Source organism: Tomitella fengzijianii (genome assembly GCF_007559025.1).
Lineage (GTDB): Bacteria > Actinomycetota > Actinomycetes > Mycobacteriales > Mycobacteriaceae > Tomitella > Tomitella fengzijianii.
In genome coordinates, this window is the sequence record NZ_CP041765.1 from 579,912 (window position 1) to 601,263 (window position 21,352).

20 protein-coding genes are annotated in these 21,352 nt (G+C 70.6%); 13 read left to right on the forward strand and 7 right to left on the reverse strand.

Annotated elements, in window-relative coordinates; genetic code table 11:
• Window positions 1-12: 12 nt before the first annotated feature.
• The gene (locus tag FO059_RS02650; protein WP_143906126.1) at window positions 13-687 is read right to left on the reverse strand and encodes a Crp/Fnr family transcriptional regulator; all 675 of its coding nucleotides are present in this window, start codon (window positions 685-687) and stop codon (window positions 13-15) included.
• A gap of 293 nt (window positions 688-980) precedes the next feature.
• Window positions 981-1,160, reverse strand: coding sequence for a hypothetical protein (locus FO059_RS02655; protein ID WP_143906128.1), 180 nt, complete (start codon window positions 1,158-1,160; stop codon window positions 981-983).
• A gap of 235 nt (window positions 1,161-1,395) precedes the next feature.
• Here FO059_RS02655 and nth point away from each other — a divergent pair, with 235 nt between their 5' ends.
• The 4 genes from nth (at window position 1,396) to FO059_RS02675 (ending at window position 4,722) form a co-directional block, all read left to right on the forward strand.
• On the forward strand, window positions 1,396-2,106 hold the full coding sequence (gene nth / locus FO059_RS02660; protein ID WP_143910367.1) for an endonuclease III: 711 nt from the start codon (window positions 1,396-1,398) through the stop codon (window positions 2,104-2,106).
• A complete protein-coding gene (locus FO059_RS02665) occupies window positions 2,103-2,744 on the forward strand; it encodes a TlpA family protein disulfide reductase (RefSeq protein WP_143906130.1) in 642 nt (213 codons plus the stop codon). The genes nth and FO059_RS02665 overlap by 4 nt, the downstream gene beginning before the upstream one ends.
• Before the next feature lie 77 nt (window positions 2,745-2,821).
• Window positions 2,822-3,535, forward strand: a complete 714-nt coding sequence (locus FO059_RS02670; RefSeq protein ID WP_143910368.1) for an NUDIX hydrolase — start codon at window positions 2,822-2,824, stop codon at window positions 3,533-3,535.
• Window positions 3,532-4,722, forward strand: a complete 1,191-nt coding sequence (locus tag FO059_RS02675) for a MarP family serine protease (RefSeq protein ID WP_143906133.1) — start codon at window positions 3,532-3,534, stop codon at window positions 4,720-4,722. The genes FO059_RS02670 and FO059_RS02675 overlap by 4 nt, the downstream gene beginning before the upstream one ends.
• A gap of 31 nt (window positions 4,723-4,753) precedes the next feature.
• Here FO059_RS02675 and FO059_RS02680 read toward each other — a convergent pair whose 3' ends face one another.
• The 3 genes from FO059_RS02680 to nhaA all read right to left on the reverse strand — a co-directional run bounded on the left by FO059_RS02680 (window position 4,754) and on the right by nhaA (window position 7,756).
• Entirely contained in the window at window positions 4,754-5,692 is a 939-nt protein-coding gene (locus FO059_RS02680) for an alpha/beta fold hydrolase (RefSeq protein WP_143910369.1), read from the reverse strand.
• 60 nt (window positions 5,693-5,752) lie between these two features.
• Window positions 5,753-6,316 carry a phage holin family protein gene (locus FO059_RS02685; protein WP_143906134.1) on the reverse strand — a complete coding sequence of 188 codons (564 nt, stop codon included), beginning with the start codon at window positions 6,314-6,316 and terminating at the stop codon, window positions 5,753-5,755.
• Between the two features lie 195 nt (window positions 6,317-6,511).
• Complete coding sequence (nhaA, locus tag FO059_RS02690; RefSeq protein ID WP_372497871.1) at window positions 6,512-7,756, reverse strand: Na+/H+ antiporter NhaA; 1,245 nt, start codon at window positions 7,754-7,756, stop codon at window positions 6,512-6,514.
• Between the two features lie 761 nt (window positions 7,757-8,517).
• On the opposite strand from nhaA, the gene FO059_RS02695 reads away from it, so the two are divergent.
• A complete protein-coding gene (locus FO059_RS02695) occupies window positions 8,518-10,878 on the forward strand; it encodes a hypothetical protein (RefSeq protein ID WP_143906136.1) in 2,361 nt (786 codons plus the stop codon).
• Window positions 10,879-11,063: 185 nt separating this feature from the next.
• Window positions 11,064-11,774, forward strand: a complete 711-nt coding sequence (locus FO059_RS02700; protein ID WP_233267005.1) for a Fic family protein — start codon at window positions 11,064-11,066, stop codon at window positions 11,772-11,774.
• A gap of 468 nt (window positions 11,775-12,242) precedes the next feature.
• Here the strand turns inward: FO059_RS02700 and FO059_RS02705 are convergent, their stop codons facing one another.
• Window positions 12,243-13,073, reverse strand: coding sequence for an HAD family hydrolase (locus FO059_RS02705; protein ID WP_143906149.1), 831 nt, complete (start codon window positions 13,071-13,073; stop codon window positions 12,243-12,245).
• Between the two features lie 362 nt (window positions 13,074-13,435).
• Here FO059_RS02705 and ssd point away from each other — a divergent pair, with 362 nt between their 5' ends.
• The 7 genes from ssd to FO059_RS02740 all read left to right on the forward strand — a co-directional run bounded on the left by ssd (window position 13,436) and on the right by FO059_RS02740 (window position 18,858).
• Window positions 13,436-14,572, forward strand: a complete 1,137-nt coding sequence (gene ssd, locus FO059_RS02710; RefSeq protein ID WP_143906151.1) for a septum site-determining protein Ssd — start codon at window positions 13,436-13,438, stop codon at window positions 14,570-14,572.
• 23 nt (window positions 14,573-14,595) lie between these two features.
• Window positions 14,596-15,771 (forward strand): TadA family conjugal transfer-associated ATPase, encoded by a 1,176-nt coding sequence (locus tag FO059_RS02715; protein ID WP_233267003.1) that lies wholly within the window; start codon window positions 14,596-14,598, stop codon window positions 15,769-15,771.
• A 27-nt stretch (window positions 15,772-15,798) separates the two neighbouring features.
• Complete coding sequence (locus FO059_RS02720) at window positions 15,799-16,620, forward strand: type II secretion system F family protein (protein ID WP_143906155.1); 822 nt, start codon at window positions 15,799-15,801, stop codon at window positions 16,618-16,620.
• Window positions 16,621-16,883: 263 nt separating this feature from the next.
• Complete coding sequence (locus tag FO059_RS02725) at window positions 16,884-17,447, forward strand: type II secretion system F family protein (RefSeq protein ID WP_143910371.1); 564 nt, start codon at window positions 16,884-16,886, stop codon at window positions 17,445-17,447.
• 387 nt (window positions 17,448-17,834) lie between these two features.
• On the forward strand, window positions 17,835-17,999 hold the full coding sequence (locus tag FO059_RS02730) for a DUF4244 domain-containing protein (RefSeq protein WP_233267018.1): 165 nt from the start codon (window positions 17,835-17,837) through the stop codon (window positions 17,997-17,999).
• 116 nt (window positions 18,000-18,115) lie between these two features.
• Window positions 18,116-18,472, forward strand: a complete 357-nt coding sequence (locus tag FO059_RS02735; RefSeq protein WP_143906157.1) for a TadE family type IV pilus minor pilin — start codon at window positions 18,116-18,118, stop codon at window positions 18,470-18,472.
• The gene (locus FO059_RS02740; protein ID WP_143906159.1) at window positions 18,469-18,858 is read left to right on the forward strand and encodes an Rv3654c family TadE-like protein; all 390 of its coding nucleotides are present in this window, start codon (window positions 18,469-18,471) and stop codon (window positions 18,856-18,858) included. The genes FO059_RS02735 and FO059_RS02740 overlap by 4 nt, the downstream gene beginning before the upstream one ends.
• A 24-nt stretch (window positions 18,859-18,882) precedes the next feature.
• Here FO059_RS02740 and FO059_RS02745 read toward each other — a convergent pair whose 3' ends face one another.
• The gene (locus FO059_RS02745; RefSeq protein ID WP_143906161.1) at window positions 18,883-21,225 is read right to left on the reverse strand and encodes a DEAD/DEAH box helicase; all 2,343 of its coding nucleotides are present in this window, start codon (window positions 21,223-21,225) and stop codon (window positions 18,883-18,885) included.
• Window positions 21,226-21,352: the final 127 nt, after the last annotated feature.

Here is a 21,352-nt window from a genome sequence, read left to right on the forward strand (position 1 = left end):
CCGCCCGTCAGGTCAGCGTGCGCGGCGCGCGAGTCGCTCGGAGTCGATGATGAGCACGCTCTTGCCTTCGAGGCGCAGCCAGCCGCGGTGCGCGAAGTCTGCAAGCGCCTTGTTGACGGTCTCGCGCGAAGCGCCGACGAGCTGCGCGATCTCCTCCTGCGTGAGGTCGTGCGTCACGCGGAGGGCGCCGGCCTCCTGTGTGCCGAAACGCTGGGCCAGCTGGAGCAGCGCCTTGGCGACACGGCCGGGAACGTCGGTGAAGATGAGGTCGGCCAGCGAGTTGTTGGTGCGGCGCAGGCGGCGGGCCAACACGCGCAGAAGCTGTTCGGCGATCTCCGGGCGCTGCGAGATCCAGTCCTTGAGCGCCTCACGGTCCATCGAGACCGCCTTGACCTCGGTGACCGTGATGGCGCTGGACGTGCGCGGGCCCGGGTCGAAGATGGAGAGCTCGCCGAACATGTCCGACGGGCCCATGATCGTCAGCAGGTTCTCGCGGCCGTCCGGCGAACGACGCCCGATCTTGATCTTGCCGGTGCCGATGATGTACAGCCGGTCGCCCGGCTCACCTTCGTGGAAGATCGTGTGGCCTCGCGGAAACTCGACCGGCTGAAGCTGCTTGATCAGGGCGGAAACTGCGGAGGGTTCTACTCCCTGGAAGATTCCGGCTCTGGCCAGGACCTCGTCCACGTGGGCTCCTCATGGTCTGTGCTGTCTGTGTCTGCGCCGTGCAAACCTGCTGTGTGCCCCACGGCTCTTGGTGCCCGCGCATGCCCGGGCACGCGGTGCATCACACGCAAGTCTAGTGACCGGCGCGTAATGCCGTGTGATCGAGGCTACAGGCACGCCGCGCCGCGCGGCGGGATTTGGCTGCGGGCCGGCGCGGAACAGGCGCCGACGCGCGGCATCGCCCTGACGTTACCGTGTGTGACTGCGGCGGCCGCGTGAGCCTCCTCGCAGCCGGCGTGGAACCGCCGGCGGCGTCACTGCACCCGCGCGTGCGCAGGCTCGGTGAGCAGCTCGCTGGGGGTGTGCGACTCGATGAACTCCTGCGGGTCGCCGACGTGGTCGGTGCGGTGCTTGAGCAGCGTCTCGATATGTTCCATCGCCATGGCGAAAGCGATCACGATAACCGGCGCGAGGACGACGAGGACTACCTGCATGCAGGTGAGTAAACACCGTCGAAGTCTCGATACGGACACGAACCCGCCGAGAGTTGTCCTCCGTCACACCCTGTGCGGTCGCCGCCGGGGCGGATGCCCCGTGCGGTGTCCGCAGGCGTCGTACCCGGTCCGTAGTCTGGTCTGCGTGGTGGTGAGCGGAGGTGCCGGTGTGCGGCGCGGTCGGCGGTGGTTGAAACCCGAGAGCCGGCTGGCCCTCGTGCGGCGCGCGCGGCGGATGAACAGGGCGCTGGCGGAGGCTTTCCCGCACGTGTATTGCGAGCTCGACTTCACCACGCCGCTGGAGCTCTCGGTGGCGACGATCCTGTCCGCGCAGTGCACCGACAAGCGCGTCAACATGGTGACCCCCGCGCTCTTCGCGCGGTATCGGACGGCGGAGGACTACGCGAGGGCCGACCGGGCAGAACTCGAGGAGATGATCCGGAGCACCGGCTTCTACCGGAACAAGACGGACTCGCTGATCAGACTCGGCCAGGCGCTGGTGGACGAGCACGGCGGCGTCGTGCCTGGCGACATGTCGGAGCTCACGCGGTTGCCGGGGATAGGGCGTAAGACGGCGAACGTGATCCTCGGCAACGCCTTCGACGTGCCCGGGATCACCGTGGACACCCATTTCCTACGGCTGGTCCGCCGGTGGCGGTGGTCCGCGTCGACCGATCCGGTCAAGGTGGAGCACGAGGTGGGCGGGCTGATCGAGCGGCGCGAGTGGACGCTCCTGTCGCATCGGGTGATCTTCCACGGCCGGCGCGTCTGCCATGCTCGGCGGCCCGCGTGCGGGGTGTGCGTGCTCGCAGGCGACTGCCCCTCCTACGGCGAAGGGCCCACAGATCGCGCGGAGGCCGCGGCGCTGGTACGCGGCCCGGAGAGCGCCCATCTGCTCGATCTCGCCGGAATCGTCCCGCACCCGGACGAGGAGCCCTCCCGGTGAGGGGCCTGAGCGCCTCGGCCAAGACCGGAATCGGCGTGTTCATCGTCCTCGTCGCGCTCATCGTCGCGATGGTCATGACCGTGATGGACGACGACGGCGGGCCCGGCGGGTCCGCCTCCGGTACTGCGACCTCGAGCCCACCGAGCCCGGGTCCGCAGGGCGAGGACGAGCAGGACGCCGGCGAGCAGGACGCGGCGCCGCCGGCTTCCGACACCCCGCTGCAGGGCCTCACGCTCACAGACCTCTACGACGGGCGGCCTGTGGACGTGGGTTCAGCCCTGGCGGGCAAGCCCGCGGTGATCAACCTGTGGGCGTACTGGTGCGCGCCGTGCAGGGAGGAACTGCCGGCGATGGAGCAATTCGCGCAGCAGGCCGGCGACGCGGTAACCGTACTCACGGTGCACAGCGACCTGCACCCGGACAAGGGGCGTGCCCTGCTCGAAGACCTCGGCGTCGACCTGGAGTCGGTGGCGGACCCGGAGCGCAAACTGGCGACGGCCGTGCGCGCGCCGCCGGTGATTCCGGTGACGGTGCTCGTGCGGCCCGACGGCACGGTGGCGAAGGTGGTGGCGATACCGTTCACGGACGCCGACCAGATTGCGAAGGTCGTCGAGGAGGAGCTGGGAGTGACGCTGTGAGTATCGCGGACGAGGGCGCGTCGGCGGCCTGCGACGCCGGGGCGGTACCGGGCTGGCTGGAAGACCTGGCTGAGCGGATGCGCGCCGGCGGCGCGGGTCAGGACGCGCCTGCCGGTGGCGGGCGCCCGCTCGTTCCGCGGGTGCTGCAGTCCCGCGCGGTGCCGCCTGGCGTCCGGACTCGCCCGGCGTCGGTCCTGATGCTGTTCGGGGAGGGTGGCGGTGCCGCCGACGCCGTGCAGGGCGTGCCGCGGACGTCCGGCGGGGTCCCGGACGGCGACGTCCTCCTCACCCAGCGGGCCGCCACGCTGCGGCATCACAGCGGCCAGGTCGCGTTCCCGGGCGGCGCGGCGGACCCCGGCGACGGGGGGCCGGTCCAGACGGCGCTGCGCGAGGCGGAGGAGGAGACCGGGCTGCGTCCCGACGGGGTGCAGCCGCTGACGGTGATGCCGGAGCTGTTCGTGCCGCCGTCGCGATTCCTGGTCAGCCCCGTCCTCGCCTATTGGCGGGAGCCGTGCCCCGTCCGCGTGGTCGACGAGGCCGAGACCTCACGGGTCGCCAGGGTCCCGTTGGCGGACCTCGTAAATCCCGCGAACCGCTTCCAGGTGCGATACCGCAAAGTCTTCACCGGCCCCGCCTTCACCGTCGACGGAATGCTCGTCTGGGGGTTCACAGCCGGACTTCTGTCGGCACTGATCACCGAGGCGGGTTGGGAACAGGAGTGGGACACCGGTGACGTCCGCGAACTGGACGTGACCCTGCCGGAGGTCGACGAGCAGGCTACGCGCAGGTGACCGGCTCGGCCTGGCTCGACATCGCGGTCGTCGCCATCGCGGTACTCGCGGCGATGTCCGGGTGGCGGTACGGCGCGATCGCGTCGGCGCTCGCCTTCCTCGGCGTGCTCGGCGGGCTCGCGGCGGGCATTGAACTGACCCCGCACCTCGTCGGCGGCGTGGAGGACGCCCGTGGGCGATTGATCCTGGGCATCCTGTTGATCGTGTTGCTGGCGGTCTGCGGCGAGATCATCGGAGTCAGCGTCGGCCGTTTCGCACGGCGATTCATCCAGCACCATGCGGTGCGGCTGGTCGATTCGGCCGTGGGCGCGCTGTTCCAGGCCGTGGCGGTTCTGGTCACGGCCTGGTTGCTGGCCGTGCCGGTCGCGACGAACACCCAGAGCACCGCCGCAGCTGCGGTGCGCGATTCGTGGGTGCTCAGCAACGTCGACGCGCTCGCCCCGTCGTGGCTGCGGGCGGTACCCGGCCGGCTGTCCTCCCTTCTCGACACCTCAGGACTCCCCGATGTACTCGGTCCTTTCGCCCGGACACCGATAACCGACGTCGATCCGCCTGTGCCGGGGTCGGTGTCGGCGCCGGGGGTCGTCGCAGCTTCGGAGAGCGTGCTCGAGATCCGTGGCAGGGCGCCGGGCTGCCAGCGCACGCTGGAGGGGAGCGGCTTCGTGGTGGCCCCGCAGCGGGTCATGACCAACGCGCACGTCGTGGCAGGCACGTCCTCCGTGTCGGTGATGACGCGCGACGGCGCGCTTTCGGCGACGGTGGTGCTGTTCGACTCCACCACGGATGTGGCGATCCTGGACGTTCCAGAGTTGAACGTCTCCGCCTTGCGGTTCGCCCCCGAGCCTGCCCACAGCGGCGAGGAGGCCGTCGTCCTCGGGTATCCCGGCGGTGGCCCGTTCACCGCCAGCCCCGCGCGTGTACGCGACAGGATCATGCTCAGCGGGCCGGACATCTATCATTCGACGACGATCGAACGCGAGGTGTACACCATCCGCGGCAAGGTGCGCTCCGGCAATTCAGGGGGGCCGTTGGTGGCCCTTGACGGTAGCGTGCTCGGCGTGGTGTTCGGTGCGGCCGTGGACGATCCGGACACGGGCTTCGTGCTCACCGCGGAAGAAGTGCAAGCCCAGGTGTCGTCGGCGGAGGAGTGGTCGGGGGCCGTCGGCACAGGATCGTGCGTGGCTTAGATCCTGTTTGCCGCGTCCGGCGGGCGCCTCGTCAGGCCCGGAGGAACCGGAGGATCGACGACGTCGTCGCGTCGGGCGCCTCCTGATGGGGGAAGTGCCCCGCGCGCAGGGATTCCAGTTGTCGCTGCGGGGCCCAGCGGGTGCAATGCCGGAACGTGTCGGGCAACATGAACGGGTCGTCCGTGCCGTGGATCTGGACCACGGGGGCACGGGGCGGGGTGCGCATCGCCGTGCGGAAACGCGCCCCGTCGGGCCGGAACTGGCTGCGGAATGCCCAGCGGTGGTACTCCAACGCGCAGTGCGCGGTGCCGTCGATCCTGATGGCGGTGCGTACGCGCCGCTCCGCCTCGGCGAAGTCGGCCGTACGCGCCCACTCCGCACCGGCGCGTTCGCGCAATAACGCGGCCGCTCCGGCCCCGTCGTTCGTGGTGAGCCTGTGCTCGCCGAGGCGCGGTATCTGGTCGGACAACAGTCGTGGCGCCAGAACCGAACGTTGGGACGCGTCCGCCAGCGCCGCGCGCCGGAGTCCGAGCGGATGCGGGGCGGAGACGGTGACGATTCCGCGAACGTGCGCGGGATACAGCACGGACGCCGCCCAGCAGACCTGGCCGCCGTCGCCGTGGCCGACCAGGAATGCCTCGTCGTGTCCGAGCCCGCGGATCAGCCCCGAGAGGTCGCCGGCGAGGGTCCACCCGTCGTAGCCGCGCGGGGGCTTGTCGCTGTCGCCGTAGCCGCGCAGATCGACGGCGACGGCCCGGTAACCGGCGTCGCCGAGGGCGGTGAGCTGATGACGCCACGACCACCAGTACTGGCCGAATCCATGAACGAGCACCACGAGCGGAGCGTCGGCGTCGTCGGGCCCCGCCTGCACGGCATGCAGCCGGATGCCGTTGCCCCGGACGTCGAGATGTCGCCATGGCCCATCGTGACGGACCGTGGACGGATCCGGCGCAGTGCGGTTATCGGCCATCATGATGCCCGGTGCTGCGCCGACTCGAGCGTGCGGCCCGGTGCGGCGGCTGCAACGGCTTCAGCGGGCGTGCCTACCGGACGCCGCAGCGGAGGCCTCGGCCATCGACCGCTCATGCACCGAGGAACCGCCGGGGGCGGATGACGATGCCGGAGACTTGCCGCCGGAAGGCAGTACGGAGGAGATCTCCTTGACCGAGTCGATCGTCTTGTTCGGCGCGCGCAACTTGCGCACGCGCAGATAGCCGAGGAACCCGGCGAACGCGGCCGCGAGCACCTGGATGCCGAACACGATCAGGAATGCCGCCCACCGCGGTAGCCACTCGCTGAGCAGCTCGCCGAGGAAGAAGAAGAAGAAAAACGCGCTGAACAGCAGGATCGTCGCGGCGATGATGAAGAACACGCTGCCCTGCAGGGCCTTCTTCACCTCGCCGGTGACCTCGGCCTTGGCCAACTCGACCTCGGAGCGCACCAGCGTGGATACCTGGCTGGTCGCGTTCTTGACCAGCGCACCGATGGAAGCGTCCTGTGCGGCCGGGTCCAGGTCCGACAGCGGGATCGACGACAGGGACGCGGGCGCCCCGTCGCCGGCGCCGCGGCCTGTGGTGCGGTCGGTGAAGCTCACGTCAACCCTCCGTACTACGTCTGCATACGTCTACGCCCATCGGCGGCCCGTCTGCTGCCCGTTCGCAGCAAGGCTGCGTCCGTACAGCTGCGCGCGGGGGCCGCATCGGCCTCAGGGAATCATCGTGCCATGCGAGGCGGACTCCCACATGCCGGGTGCCGCAGAACGACAGGGGCGGATATCAGGACAGGCCGCTCACACGACCGGATCCTGCCCGGCGGAGTCCGCGGCCACCCGACGGTGGTGCCGTCCGCACAGCGCCATTGCCACCGACCCCAGAATCGCGGCGATCATGGAGCCTGCCAGCACCGCGATCTTGGCCATCTCCACGGCATCGCCGTGCTGCAGGCCCGCCAGAGAGAGTTCCGCGATGAGCAGGCTCACGGTGAATCCGATGCCGCCGAGCATGGCCAGCGCCAGAATATCCAGGTTCTGCAGGCCGCGGGGCCGCTGCGCCAAGCCGAACTTGATGGCCAGCCACGATGCGCCGAAGATCCCGACCGTCTTGCCCACCACCAGGCCGACGACGATGCCGAGGGCGATCCGATCGGAGCCGAGTTCTCCTAGAAGCTCGCTGTCCACGTGCACACCGGCGGCGAAGAAGGCGAAGATCGGCACGCACAATCCGGCGGACCACGGCGTGATCCGCTCGGCGAGCCTTTCTGCGGGGGCCGTTGCCTCTCCACGATCGGCGCGGACGCGGGTCAGCAGTCCCAGGGCGACACCCGCGATGGTCGCGTGGATCCCGGAGCTGTGCATGAACACCCAGGTGAGCACCGCCAGCGGGACATACAGGAACGGTGTGGTGATGCGGCGGTACTGGGCGAACCAGTAGACGGCGAGGCTGGCGACGGCGGCGAGCAGCCATCCGATGGCGATGCCGGATGCGAAGACGAACGCGATGACGGCGATCCCGATGAGGTCGTCGACCACGGCGAGGCTCAGCAGGAACACGCGTGCAGTGGCCGGGACGTTCTTGGCGGTCAGGGAAAGCACGCCAAGCGCGAACGCGATGTCGGTCGCGATCGGAATGGCCCAGGCCTGATCCACCCCCGGGCTGCCCCAACCGATGCCGAGCAGGATCAGCGCGGGGACGACGACGCCGCCGACCGCCGCGATGATGGGGAGCACCGCCTTCTTGCGGTCGGACAGCTCGCCGAGGACCATCTCGCGTTTGAGTTCGACGCCGGCGACGAAGAAGAACACCGCGAGCAGGCCGTCCTTGGCCCAGTCTCCGAGCGTGAGGTCGAGGTGCAGCGCCGACGGGCCGACGACGGTGTCGCGGAGCGAGACATAGGCGTCGAACAACGGGGTGTTGGCGCAGACCAGCGCCAGAACCGCGGCGGCGAGGAGGGCGAGCCCTCCGACGGTTTCCTTGCGGAAGAAGTCGCCCGTCCGTTGGGCGTGGCCGGGGGTGAGGGTCATCGGATTGCTTGGCATGGGAGGCGGAAGACCTTCCGTCTGGTGTCGTCAGCGGAGCCGAACCCGGGCCGGCCCCACGTGCACGGCCACGTTGCATCCTGTACGGCGCGCCGCAGCGTCACCGCGCATCGAGGATCCGTCATGTGAAAACCATACGTAGAGCGATGTCCGTGCATCGACTGCCGACCAGACTTCCCGGCACACCGGACGCGAGCCTACCTTGCCGCGCTCGCCGGTGTCGGACGGCCCGATCTCCGCGTTGATGAGACGTGAGGGAGGACACCCGCTGGGCTACAACAGCTTTCGGCACTCCGGCAACCTGTTCCTGATGGCTGTTTCGGGAAACTGATCAAACCATTGTGATACTTCATTCAACGCGTGACGGAGCGTCGGTTGACTGGAGGGTCCGCTGCGGGATGTGCTTGAGATTCAACCCGATGATGAGGAGCCCGGAATATGCTATGCCGTTCGGATGACAGACGTTGAATCCCATCTATTCCCCTGGGGCTGCTCCACCGCTACTCTCGGGTCATAAAGTGCTACTGTGATGCGCATCAACTGGATGACCAGCGCAATCCGGGCCGAGGGGGCTTCGGGTCGTGCCGGAACCGTGTGGCGTGCCGCGTCGGATATGCGTGCACTCCGGGGCGTCCAGAGTGGAATCAACGTCAAGGTGGGTATCCATGCAAGGTGGCAGAAGGCGTCTTTGTAATTCGCATTCCAGTGGCGGGGGAAAGAGGATCGTCGGCGGGGCTGCGGCATTCGCGACGCTGGCGTGGTTGACGATTCCGGGAATCGCGATCGCGGGTACGCCCGGCCAGCAGTCCGAGCAGGACAGTCAGAGTCGGTGCGAACAGAAGACCGAGGTCGGCGGAGGCGAGGTGTACGTCGGCAGCTCGTGTGACGTCGACATCGACATCCCCGGCATCGACCGGGAGTGGGCGAGCCGGACGGTGACGGACATCATTGCGTCGGCGAACGCCGTGATCCCCGACGGCTGGGTGAACGCCGGCGTGCACGGCCAGCTGACCGTCACGATCCCCGGCCTGCCGGTGTTCGAGGTGCCGGAGTTCAATGTCGGCAGCGCCGTCGGGGTGGCCGTGGGTAGCACGGCGCTCGGCAGCGTGACGTTGGGCAGTTCTGCGCTGCTGCCGATCCTCGCGGCGGGCAGCATGGGTGCGATCGGGAGCGGCGGCTCGGGCAGTTCGAGCCTCGACTTCGGCAGCGGCGACATCACCCTGCCCGGGAGCTCGACCAGCAGCATCTCCGACATCATGCTGGCGCTTGGAAGTACCGGCGGTAGCAGCGGATCCGATGAGGGGTCGGGTTCCTCGGGATCCTCCGGTCAGGGCGGCTTCGGCAGCATGGATCTGACTGGCAGCCTGGGTGATTTCGAGTCGAGCATCGGTGATCTGGTCACGGGCAGTACCGGGTCGTCTGGTTCTGAGGGGGGCTCGGGCAGTGAGGCCGGGCTGGAGCTGGGTTTGCAGTTCATTCTGGGTAGTGCGGCGTTGCCGTTCGCGAGCCTGGCGGGCAGTGTCGACGGCGGTAGCTTGCCGGGGGCGGGGAGCACCGGTTCCGAGTCCGGTGGCAGCAGTGGGGCCGGCAGCAGTGAGTTGACGGGCAGTTTGGAGGACGTCCCGGGGAGCATCGCGGGCAGCATCGGTGATCTGGTCACGGGCAGCATGGGGTCGTCCGGCTCTGAGGGCGGCTCGGGCAGTGGTTCCGGCAGCATGGATCTGACTGGCAGCCTGGGTGATTTCGAGTCGAGCATCGGTGATCTGGTCACGGGCAGTACCGGGTCGTTTGGTTCTGAGGGGGGCTCGGGCAGTGAGGCCGGGCTGGAGCTGGGTTTGCAGTTCATTCTGGGTAGTGCGGCGTTGCCGTTCGCGAGCCTGGCGGGCAGTGTCGACGGCGGTAGCTTGCCGGGGGCGGGGAGCACCGGTTCCGAGTCCGGTGGCAGCAGTGGGGCCGGCAGCAGTGAGTTGACGGGCAGTTTGGAGGACGTCCCGGGGAGCATCGCGGGCAGCATCGGTGATCTGGTCACGGGCAGTACCGGGTCGTCTGGTTCTGAGGGCGGCTCGGGCAGTGAGGCCGGGCTGGAGCTGGGTTTGCAGTTCATTCTGGGTAGTGCGGCGTTGCCGTTCGCGAGCCTGGCGGGCAGTGTCGACGGCGGTAGCTTGCCCGGGGCGGGGAGCACCGGTTCCGAGTCCGGTGGCAGCAGTGCGGCCGGCAGCAGTGAGTTGACGGGCAGCTTGGAGGACGTCCCGGGGAGCATCGCGGGCAGCATCGGTGATCTGGTCACGGGCAGCATGGGGTCGTCCGGCTCTGAGGGCGGCTCGGGCAGTGGTTCCGGCAGCATGGATCTGACTGGCAGCCTGGGTGATTTCGAGTCGAGCATCGGTGATCTGGTCACGGGCAGTACCGGGTCGTCTGGTTCTGAGGGGGGCTCGGGCAGTGAGGCCGGGCTGGAGCTGGGTTTGCAGTTCATTCTGGGTAGTGCGGCGTTGCCGTTCGCGAGCCTGGCGGGCAGTGTCGACGGCGGTAGCTTGCCCGGGGCGGGGAGCACCGGTTCCGAGTCCGGTGGCAGCAGTGCGGCCGGCAGCCTCACGGATTTGTTCACCGGCTCGAGCGACAGCCTTGGTGACGGAAGCCTCGACTCCATCACCTCGAGCCTCGGGCAGCTGACCACCGGATCAGGCGACAGCGTCGAGGGCAGCTTGGATCCGGGCAGCCTCGACGCCGGCAGCGCCGCGGAAATCATCGGGCAAATCACTGCGGGCTCCAGCGACAGCCTTGAGGGCAGCCTCGATCCGGGGAGCCTGGACCCGGGCAGCTTCGACGCAGGAAGTGCGACCGAGAGCCTGGGGCAGATCACCGCCGGTTCCAGCGAGAGCCTCGAGGGCAGCCTGGACCCGGAGAGTGTGAGCGGCAGCGTCAGCGAGAGCCTCGGGCAGCTGACGGCGGGCTCGACGTCGAGCGTGGGTGAAGACAGTAGCCTCCAGCCTCCGGAAGCGAACGGTGGCGGCGGGTTCGAGATCACCGGCAGCCTCGGCAACACCTTCGGCAGCGGGACGGGAGGCGGCATCGGCCCGTTCGGCAGCATCGGCGGCACCGGCATTCAGTTCCCCGGCAGCTGATAGTCGGAACACACCACACCGGCGACACCCCGCGGTACACCGCGGGGTGTCGCCGCATCCGAGGCGTTACAGGATCCGTGCCGGCACTGGGCGGCCCATGTTCGAACGGGCGGTAGCCTGCGACTGTGACATCGAGTCGACATTCTGCGCCCGACCCACTCGCCCGGCTGGCGGAGCTCCCCGGAGTGTCCGACGCCGCAGACCGGGCACGCGCGGCGCTCGAAGAGGCCCACAGGCACAAGGCCAACCGTCGCGGCTGGCAGACGTCCGCCACCGAAGCCTCACTGCGTGCCGCCCGCAACTCTGCCGCCCTCGACGGCGCATCCACCGAGTTGCCTGAGGACGGAGACATCAGCGACCCGCTCCTGGCCGGAGCTCTCCGCGTGTCGGCAATGCTCGACGGGGACGCGCTCACCAACACCCTGGGCACGTGGGAACGGGCGCCACTGCAGGTGATCGCCCGCCTCCACACTGTCGCGGCGGCCGGCATCGTCGACGATCCGGATGAACTGGGCCGCCCCCGCACGGTGCCGGGTATCAGCGAACGCCTCGACGCGCTGGCCGAACTTGCCACGGGCGGTACGAGTGCCGCCGCACCGCTTCTGGCGGCCGTAGTCCACGGCGAGCTGCTGACGCTTCGCCCCTTCGGTACTGCGGATGGCATCGTCGCTCGGGCAGCGTCGAGACTCACCTGTACTGCGACTGGGCTCGATCCGCATAACCTCGGCGTGCCGGAGACCTACTGGCTCAAGCGCCGCAACGCTTATCTTCAGGCCGCTGAGGGCTACGCCGCGGGTACCGCAGAAGGAGTTGCCGGCTGGATCATCACCTGCTGTGCGGCATTGGAGACTGGCGGACATGAAGCCGTGAAAATCGCCGACGCGCATTCCGGATAAGCGAAATATCCTTCTCTGAACATGAAGCGGGCGACGGCATCACCCAACATTTGAGTGCCGTCGCCCGCTAACACAGACTGCCAGTTGCCATGCGTGCATCATTTGGGTTGCGTGGGTGGCCTCGGCGCATTAACTCCGACTGCATGGGGATCCCTACCCAAAGGAATCAGCATCCCAGCAAAGCCGGAACAATAACGCAGGCCCACAACACTTTTGCCTCCTGCGGCGTGCTCTGCGTGGTGAGTCTGGTTGTCCATGTCGGGAAACATCAGCCGGGAGAACGATCCTTCTCTTCTGAATCGGCCTTGGCCTGCTGTGCTTCCGTGACTTCTTTCTACCCTCTATGTGTCGCCGTTGCAAGGGGTTCCGGTTAAGTTTCTCCCGGTGGCAAAATGTGTTCTCATCAGCGATAATTCGCTTGACGATCGTGTGTTGAGCCGACTGATCGAACGGCTCGAGGGGCCGCGTTCAGCGCCGGCGTCGCAGCAGCCTCCACGCGACAGCGCCTGCGGTCATCGCACCCAGGCCGGCGGCGGCCCCGGCGACCGCCGACCGCGATCCATGCCGAGCGCGTCCACGCCTGATGGCGACGGCGTCGACGAACGTCAGGACCGGCCAGCCTCGCTCGGCCGCGGCCTTCCGCAGTTTTCGATCCGGATTGACGGCGGTGGGGTTGCCGACGCATTCGAGCATCGGCAGGTCGGTGCTGGAATCCGAGTACGCGTGGGACCGCGAGAGGTCGTATCCGTGCTGTTCGGCGAGCCGGCGGATGGCCTCCACCTTGCCCGTGCCGAAGCAGTAGAAGTCCACCTCGCCGGTGTATTTCCCCTCGCTGACCTTCATGCGGGTGGCGACGCTGTGGTCGGCGCCCAGGGCGGCGGCGATAGGTGTGACGACCTCCTCGCCGGAAGCGGAGACGACGACGACATCGTGGCCCAGTGCGGTGTGATCGGCGATCAGCTCGGCCGCCTCGGCGAATACCAGCGGAGTGACGATGTCGTCGAGCGTTTCGTCGACGATGGACCGGATCTGCTCGACGTCCCAGCCCGCGCACATGTCCGTGATGTGCCGGCGCATCCGGTCCATCTGGTCGGCGTCCGCTCCGGAGAGCAGGAACAGGAACTGGGCGTAGCTGCTCTTGAGCACGGCGCGGCGGTTCAGCAGCCCCTCATCGAAGAAGGGGCGGCTGAATGCGAGAGTGCTCGATTTCGCGATGAGGGTCTTGTCCAGATCGAAGAAAGCGGCGACACGGCGCTGTGGCGGCGCCGCAGAGGGGCCGGGATTGGCGGACACACTCACAGGATAGAGCCGACGACGCGCGGAAGTGGCTCATGGAAAATCTTGCCGTCGTGGCGTCGCGCGGGTGTAGCATGAAGGCGCTCGGCCAAGCCGAGTGCCTTCAGCCCAACCCCCCGGGGCTGGACGCAACGGCCCCCACCCACTCCCCCCTGGTGGGGGCCGTTCCATGTCGTGGGGCGGTTATGAGGTCTGCTCGAACCGCGCCCGCCCGGAGCCGCGTTTTCCACAGGCTCCGACTTTCCACAGGAATCTGCATAGGGCCTGTTCGGCGGTTGCCGGCCCGCCATCGCGGTGCGTGGGATGCGGAAACGTCGTAGTCGACGCGGAAGCACGTGGCCGGAAGCGGTCGGCAGGGGGGCGAGATGGTGGCAGCGAGCGCGACGCATGCGGTTGGGGTGTGGGTGGCCGGCGCTGAGCTACGGGCGGAGGTGGAACGCGCCGCAGCAGCGGCGGGTGTACGCCTCACGCGGTCCGAAACGCAGGAATCCGGTTCCTTGGCGTCGGGTGCGCAGCCGGGCTTGCCGCCCACGGACAGTGAGTGGGGCCGTTGCCCGATCATCGTTCTCGACAGCGCCGCCGCGGCGGCCTGTGAGGGTGCCGGGTTTCCGCGTCGCCACGCGGTACTGGTCGTGGCCGCGCCCGGCGATGCCGATGCGAGCCTGTGGCAGTGCGCGGTGCGCATCGGGGCGGAGGCCGTGCTCGAGCTGCCGGACGACGGCCACGCACTGCTCGCGGCGTTCAACCGACATGCGGGCTTCGGGGCGTCGGGCGACGGCGGCGTCATCACGGTCGTCTCGGGGCACGGCGGTGCGGGTGCATCGATCCTCGCGACCGCGCTCGCACTGACCGCCGACACGTCCGCGCTGCTTGTGGACCTGGACCCCTCCGGGCCCGGCCTCGACCTTCTGCTGGGGATCGAACGGGACGAGGGACTGCGCTGGCCTGAACTGCGATTGCGGGACGGCCGCGTCGACCCGGACGCCTTGCTCCGCGCGTTGCCCCGCCGCGGATCGACGACGGTGCTGTCGTCGCCCCCTCCGTCGGGCGCAGCGGATGGATCGTGTGCAGCGCCCCGGGCGGGTGCCGTGCGGTCGGTGCTCCAATCCGGGCACGACGGCGGGATGACGGTGATCTGCGATGTGTCCCGTCAACGGTCGGAGGCCACTGAGGCGGCGGTCGAGATGGCCGACCTGACTGTCCTCGTCGTCGCGGCCGACGTCCCGGCGTGCGCGTCCGCGGTCCGATGCTCCGCGTGGCTCCGGCGGCACACCGAGGACGTCGCGCTGGTGGTGCGCGGGCCTTCACCCGGCGGCCTGCGCGGCGGGGATGTGGAGGCGGCATTGGGGCTGCCGCTGCTCGCGTCCATGCGCCCGGAACCGCGGCTGGCGAAAGCACTCGAACGTGGAGGGCTGACGTTCGCCCGCAGGTCGCCGCTGGCGGGTACCGCGCGCGCAGTCCACCGCCTGCACGCGCGCCGCCCGCAGGCCGGTGCGGCTTGACACCCGGATCACCAGCCGGCGCAGTGGTCGACGAGCCGCTTCTGGCGCGCGTGCGCGAACGTCTCGCCGGGGCTGCCGGCGTGCCCGCGCCGGCAGCCGTGGCGGAGGCCGTCCGCGCCGAGGCACGCGGCGTCATCGGGGACGCCGACATGCTGCACGCATTGCGGGAGCTGGAGACCGAACTGGTCGGCGGCGGCCCGCTCGCTTCGCTGCTCGCCGCCCCTGACGTGTCCGATGTGCTCGTCAACGCTCCCGGCGAGGTCTGGGTCGACCGCGGAGGCGGGCTGGAGCGTACAGGGATCAGGTTCGCCGATGAGGCCGCGGTGCGCAGGCTCGCCCAGCGGCTCGCGCTGGCGGCGGGCCGGCGCCTCGATGATGCGCAGCCCTGGGTCGACGCGCACCTGGATGCGGCCGACGGAGGCGCCCACATGATCCGGGTGCATGCGGTGCTCTCGCCGGTGGCGCGTCACGGCACCGCGCTGTCGCTGCGGGTGCTGCGGCCGGCCACACAGAGCCTCGATGCGCTCGCGGCGGGCGGTTCGATAACGCCGGAAGCCTTGCGACTGCTGCGGCGCATCGTCTGTGCGCGGCTGTCCTTTCTCGTCGCGGGCGGGACGGGTTGCGGGAAGACCACGATGACGTCGGCGTTGCTCGGCGAGGTGGATCGGACCCAGCGGATCGTGTGCGTCGAGGATGCGCCGGAGCTCGCGCCGCGCCATCCGCACGTGGTCAATCTGGTCGCCCGGCCCGCCAATGCGGAGGGCGCCGGGGCGATCTCACTGCGGGATCTCGTGCGTCAGGCGCTGCGCATGAGGCCGGACCGGATCGTGGTCGGCGAGGTGCGCGGTGCGGAGGTGCTCGACATGCTGGCCGCGTTGAACACGGGCCACGAGGGCGGCGCGTGCACGCTGCACGCCAACTCCCCGAGTGAAGTGCCGGCGCGGATCGAGGCGCTGGCGGCCACCGCCGGCGACGGCTCCCAGTTCGACAGCCGCGGCCTGCACCGCCAGCTGTGCGCGGCCGTCCAGGTGGTGCTGCACGTTCGGCGCGCGGCGGACGGTCGCCGCGAGCTGGCGGAGATCGCTGTACTCCGATACGGGCCGGCCGGATGCGAGGCGGTGCCGGCGTGGACTGCGGATGGGCCGGGGCCGGGGATCGGCCGATTGCGGGAGCTGCTGGCGGGGACGGAAGCCCCATGACGGCCGGCCGGCGAGGGGGTGTGTGAGGTGGACGCGGGTACTGCGGCGACCGCACTGCTGGGAGCCGCCTTGTGGATGGTGCCGGGGCCGCCGTCGCTCAAGCGGGTTCGCGAGTGGGAACGTACGGACGGGCCCCATACAGGCCGGTGGCGAGTCGTCGGCTCCTGCGCGGCGATCGCCACCCTCGTCGCCGGCGCACTTTGGGGAGCGGGTCCTGCGTTGTGCGTGGTCGTGGCGACCGTGACCGTCCTGCACCTCCGGGCGCGCCGGCGCGCTGCGGCGCGATACCGGGAGGAGTCCGCGCAGCTGGCCGCGGCCCTCGAGATCGTCGTCGCCGAACTGCGCGTGGGCGCGCACCCCGGCCGCGCGTGCGAGGCCGCGGCCTCGCACGCGCGGAAGGGGGCTGTGGCCGTGCGTCTCGCCAGGGCGTCGGCGCAGGCGCAGCTCGGGGGCTCGATATCGCGGGTGCTGGCGGCCGGGGACGGAACGGTCGCCGAGAAGCCAAGCGGTCTGGATCACGACTGGCGGCGGCTCGCCGTGGTGTGGGCGGTTGCCGAACGCCGTGGAATCGCGCTGGGCAGCCTCCTCGACGCCGCGCGCGCCGACCTGGCCGTGCGCGTGTCTTTCCGGCGACGCGCCGAGTCCGGGCTCGCAGGAGCCAGGTCCACCGCGGCGATCCTGGCGGCGTTGCCGGTGGTCGGGATCGGGTTCGGGCACCTTATGGGCGCGGCGCCGCTGACGGTGCTGACCGGTGGTGGAGCCGGAGGCGTTCTGCTGATCGCGGGGGTGCTGTTCGATTGCGCCGGACTCGTCTGGGCAGAACGGATCATGTCGGGAGCCGCTCGGTGAGCCCGTTGGTACTTCTGTTGCTGGTCGGCGTGCTCGTGGTGCTCCCGGCGCATGCGGGACGGCTGCGTGCAGTGGTGCGCCCGCCGCTATCCGCGGTCGACGCAGCGGCGTCGCCACGGGTGACCGTGCGGACTCTCGCCACGGGGGTGCTGGCGAAACTGCGGCGCGAGGATCTTCTCCCACTGGCAGGCGGCACGGTGATCGCGGTGGTGGCGGGAGGGGCGCTCGGAGCCTGCATCGGTGCGGCGCTGTCCGCGGCGGCGATGTGGGCGACGCGACGGTGGGTGGCGCGCGTGGTCCCCGACGACCCGCTCGCTGTGGCCGCCGCGCTCGACCTGCTGGCCGCCTGCCTGCAGGCGGGTCTGGCGGTCCCGGACGCGGCGGTTGCCGCTGCGCAGGTGTGCGACCCGGTCGCGCTGAACAGCGCCGGTCTGGCCCGTGACACGGCTGCGCGCGGCGGCCACTTCGGTGCGGCACCACGACTGGCAACCGCGTTGCGCAGGGTCGCCGACCTGCTCTCGCTCGGAGGCGATCCCGCCGATGCATGGGAAGTGCTGGCTGCGGAGAAGGGGCTGGAGCCGATGGCGCGGTTGGCGCGGCGCAGCGCCGACTCGGGTGCCTCGCTCGCGAGCGAGGCGGGGCGGCTCGCGGACGACTTTCGTACGCGCGCGGCGGATTCGGCGGTCGCGTCGGCGGAGAAGGCCGGCGTCGCCATCGCGGGGCCGTTGGGCGTCTGTTTCCTGCCTGCCTTCGTCTGTCTCGGCATAGCGCCGGTGATCGTCGGGCTCGCGGGGGACATCCTCGGCGGAGGACTCGGTGCCCCATGACAGGACGTGCGCCGGCGCGTCAGGCGGCCGCGCGCGGTGCGACAACGACTTCCGCCGGACGTAATGCACCGGCGGAGACCAGGAAACGGACGAACACGGGAGGGGAATTCGATGGTGGACGCGACCGGAGTGGTCATCGACGACATGCCGGACGACAGGGCACGGGGCGATCTGGTGCCGGAGTACTCGGTGCTGGAGAACCCGGTGCCGTCGGATGCGGTGGAAGGGGAGGGGCTAGCGGAGGGCACAGCGTGGACAGAAGCAGAAGAGGAACACTGCGGCTGCTTCGGGCCGGGCACAGGGGGCGATCCCGGCCTGATGCGCGGGCTTGTCCGCACCGCGGTGGGCAAGGCGCGTGACGTGACCGACGAGGTGCGGCTGCGTCTGATGCTCGCGGCGTCCGGGGATGACGGGATGAGCACCGTCGAGTATGCGATCGGGACGATCGCCGCGGCCGCGTTCGGCGCTGTGCTCTACCAGGTGGTCACCGGAGACGACATCGTCTCCGCGCTCACGGGGATCATCGACGACGCGCTCGCGACCAGCGTGTGACACGCATCGTCGGGCGGGGAGGCGCGTCCGCGGCGACGCGCCTCCCCGCGCCCGGCCCGGATCGCGGTGAGGGCAGTGCTCCGCGCGGTGCCGGCCATCGGCGTGGCGAGAGCGGAATGGCCACCGTCGAGGCCGCGATCGCGCTGGCCGCGCTCGTGGTGGTGATCGCGGCCTGCGTGGCGGCGGTGATGACGGTGGTCACGCAGGTGCGCTGCGTGGATGCGGCCCGCGAGGTGGCGCGGCTCGCGGCGCGGGCGGACGGTCGCGCCGTGGATGCCGGGCGCCGGATACTCCCGGATGCGCGGATCGACGTGACGACCTCCGACGGGATGGTCGTGGCCGTCGTGTCCGTGGACGCGCCGGTACTGCCGATGTCGCTGTCCGCGACGTCGGTGGCAGCGGTCGAACCAGGGGGCGCCGCGGGGGGCCGCGCAGCAGGGGGCGGAGCAGCGGCGGACGGAGCAGCGGGATGACCGGTGCGCGACGTGCGCCGCGGGAGGCCGGGTCGGCCACGGTGTTCGCCGCGCTCGGCATGCTGGCCGTCCTCGCGTTCACGGCGCTGTGCGTGCAGGTGGGCGGCGCGGTGGTGGCGCGGCATCGGGCGCAGGCGGCGGCCGATCTGGCCGCGCTCGCCGCGGCGGCGGCCCTGGCGGACGGCGCGGAGGCATGTTCGGCCGCTCGCCCGGTGGCGCGGCGGAACGGGGCCGGGGTCTCGGCGTGCGAGGTGGAGGGCCGGACGGTTCTGGTACATGCGACGGCGTCGCTGCCGCTGCGCGGATTTCCGGGACCGGACGTCGCCGAGGCGGTGGCGCGCGGCGGCTGGAACGTCGGCCGGCCGGCCGACGTGGAGGCGGGGTGACCCGGCCCGTGCCGATTGCGGCGTCTATCCCGCGCCGCGGCCCAGTTCTCCCAGCACTGCCCGCAGCAGAGCGATGGCGCCGGCCTTGGACAGCGGCTCGTTGCCGTTGCCGCACTTGGGCGACTGGATGCACGACGGGCAGCCCGAGGCGCACTCGCAGGCGGCGACTGCGTCATGCGTGGCGCGCAGCCACCGGGCCAGCTCGGCGTGCCCCCGGTCCGCGAACCCGGCGCCTCCCGGGTGCCCGTCGTAGACGAACACCGTCGGCAGGCCCGTGTCCGCGTGCAGCGCGGTCGACACCCCGCCGATGTCCCACCTGTCGCACGTGGCCACCAGCGGCAGCAGCCCGATCGCGGCGTGTTCCGCGGCGTGCAGGGCGCCGGGGAAGTCGGCCTCCACCAGGCCTGCGTCTGTGAGTAGTTCCGGCGTCACGGTGTACATCACCGCGCGGGTGGGAAGCACCCCCGGCGGCATGTCGAGGTCCACCTGGTCGAGCACCTCGCCGGTGTGCAGGGTGCGCAGGAACCCCACGACCTGGTGCGTCACCTCGACGGAGACCGAGGCCACAGTCACTTCGCCGAAGTCCTCGCGGGCGTGCACGTCGGTGATCTCGATGGAGGTGTCCTCGCGTGAGTGCGTGGTCCAGTCCGGCTCCTCGGCATGTACGAGGGCGATCCCGTCCTCCAGGTCGAGTTCGTCGACGACGAATGAGTCGCCCTGGTGGATGTGCACTGCGCCGGGGTGGATCGTCGCGGGCGCGCGTGCGGAGTCGACCGTGCCGAGCAGTCTGCCGGTCTCCGCATCCACGATCGCCACCTCGCGGCCGCCGGAGCCGCGGATGTCGACGTCGCCGTGGGGCCGGACATCCGCGGTGGGGTACCAGCCGCCGCGGCGGCGCCGCAGCAGGCCGTCCGCGGCCAGGGCCTCGACCACTTCACCCGCGCCCAGCTCCTGGACCTCGGCGGCGGTCAGCGGCGATTCCACCGCCGCGCAGAGCAGCTGCGGGCCCAGCACGTACGGATTGGCCGGGTCGGTGACGGTGGCCTCGACAGGCCGTTCGAGCAGCGCCGCGGGGTGGTGCACCAAGTAGGTGTCCAGCGGATCACCGCGGGCCACCAGCACCACCAGCGAGCCCTCCCCGCGGCGGCCCGCCCGGCCCGCCTGCTGCCAGAACGACGCGACCGTCCCCGGGTACCCGGCGACCACCACCGCGTCGAGCCCGGCGATGTCGACCCCGAGCTCCAGCGCGTTCGTCGTCGCGACGCCGAGCAGCGCGCCGTCGGCCAGCGCGGTCTCCAGCGCGCGCCGGTCGTCGGCGAGGTACCCGGCGCGGTAGGCGGCGATGCGGTCGGCGAGCTCGGGCACGGCGTCGCCGACGAGTCCGGATGCGGTGAGCGCGGTGATCTCGGCGCCGCGCCGTGACCGCACGAAGGTGAGGGTGCGCGCCCCCTCCACCACGAGGTCGGCCATGATCCGCGCCGCCTCGGCGCCCGCCGACCGCCGGACGGGCGCCCCGTTCTCCCCGGTGACCTCCGGCAGCAGCGGCGGCTCCCACAGGGCGACGGTCCGGGGGCCGTGCGGCGAGGCGTCGTCGGTGACCTCGGCGACGTCGGCGCCCACCAGCCGGGACGCCGCCGCGCCCGGTTGCGACGTGGTGGCGCTGGCCAGCACGAACACCGGCGTCGCGCCGAACCTGGCGCACAGGCGCCGGAGCCGCCGCAGGATGAGGGCGACGTTGGATCCGAACACGCCGCGGTAGGAGTGGCACTCGTCGACGACGACATACCGCAGGCGGCGGAAGAACTGGCTCCATCGGGCGTGGCCGCCCAGCATTCCGAGATGCAGCATGTCCGGATTGGTGAACACCCACCGCGAATGGGCGCGCACCCACTCGCGCACCTCGCGGGGGGTGTCGCCGTCGTAGGAGGCGGGGTTGACGGGCGCCGGGGCCGGCGATGTGGCGCCGGACGACTCGACCTCGGCGCACAGCGCGTTCACCGCGCGCAACTGGTCGGCGCCGAGGGCCTTGGTGGGGGAGAGGTACAGCGCTGTCGCGCGCGGGTCGGCATACAACGCGCTCAGCACGGGCAGGTGGTATCCCAACGATTTGCCCGACGCGGTCCCGGTGGACACCACCACGTGCCGACCCGCATGCGCGTGCTCGGCCACCGACGCCTGGTGCAGCCACGGCCGCGGGATGCCGGAGGACTGCAACGCCGCGACGACGCCGGAGTGCGCCCAGACCGGCCACTCGGTGTGGCGGGCCTCGCGCCCGGGGAGGTCGACCGCGTGCGTGAGCACCTCCGGCGCGGCGGCGCCCGCGAGCACGTGTGCGAGAAGCTCGCGTCCGAAGCTCGTCGCCGTCACCGTCCCGCTCCCCTCATCGCCGTCCCACTCCTCCCGCGCGTGGCACCCGGGTTCCGCGGATGCGCGTTCGCGCAGGTATGACCGCCGCACGATATTCGGATTCGTTGACTATGTGATCTGCGCCTCT

Coding starts and splice junctions, on each gene's coding strand:
- FO059_RS02655 (WP_143906128.1), bottom strand. CDS start 1,160: ATGCAGGTAGTCCTCGTCGTCCTCGCGCCGGTTATCGTGATCGCTTTC.
- nth (WP_143910367.1), top strand. CDS start 1,396: ATGAACAGGGCGCTGGCGGAGGCTTTCCCGCACGTGTATTGCGAGCTC.
- FO059_RS02670 (WP_143910368.1), top strand. CDS start 2,822: ATGCGCGCCGGCGGCGCGGGTCAGGACGCGCCTGCCGGTGGCGGGCGC.
- FO059_RS02680 (WP_143910369.1), bottom strand. CDS start 5,692: ATGGCCGATAACCGCACTGCGCCGGATCCGTCCACGGTCCGTCACGAT.
- nhaA (WP_372497871.1), bottom strand. CDS start 7,756: ATGCCAAGCAATCCGATGACCCTCACCCCCGGCCACGCCCAACGGACG.
- ssd (WP_143906151.1), top strand. CDS start 13,436: ATGGTGGCAGCGAGCGCGACGCATGCGGTTGGGGTGTGGGTGGCCGGC.
- FO059_RS02725 (WP_143910371.1), top strand. CDS start 16,884: ATGTGGGCGACGCGACGGTGGGTGGCGCGCGTGGTCCCCGACGACCCG.
- FO059_RS02730 (WP_233267018.1), top strand. CDS start 17,835: ATGCTCGCGGCGTCCGGGGATGACGGGATGAGCACCGTCGAGTATGCG.
- FO059_RS02735 (WP_143906157.1), top strand. CDS start 18,116: ATGGCCACCGTCGAGGCCGCGATCGCGCTGGCCGCGCTCGTGGTGGTG.
- FO059_RS02740 (WP_143906159.1), top strand. CDS start 18,469: ATGACCGGTGCGCGACGTGCGCCGCGGGAGGCCGGGTCGGCCACGGTG.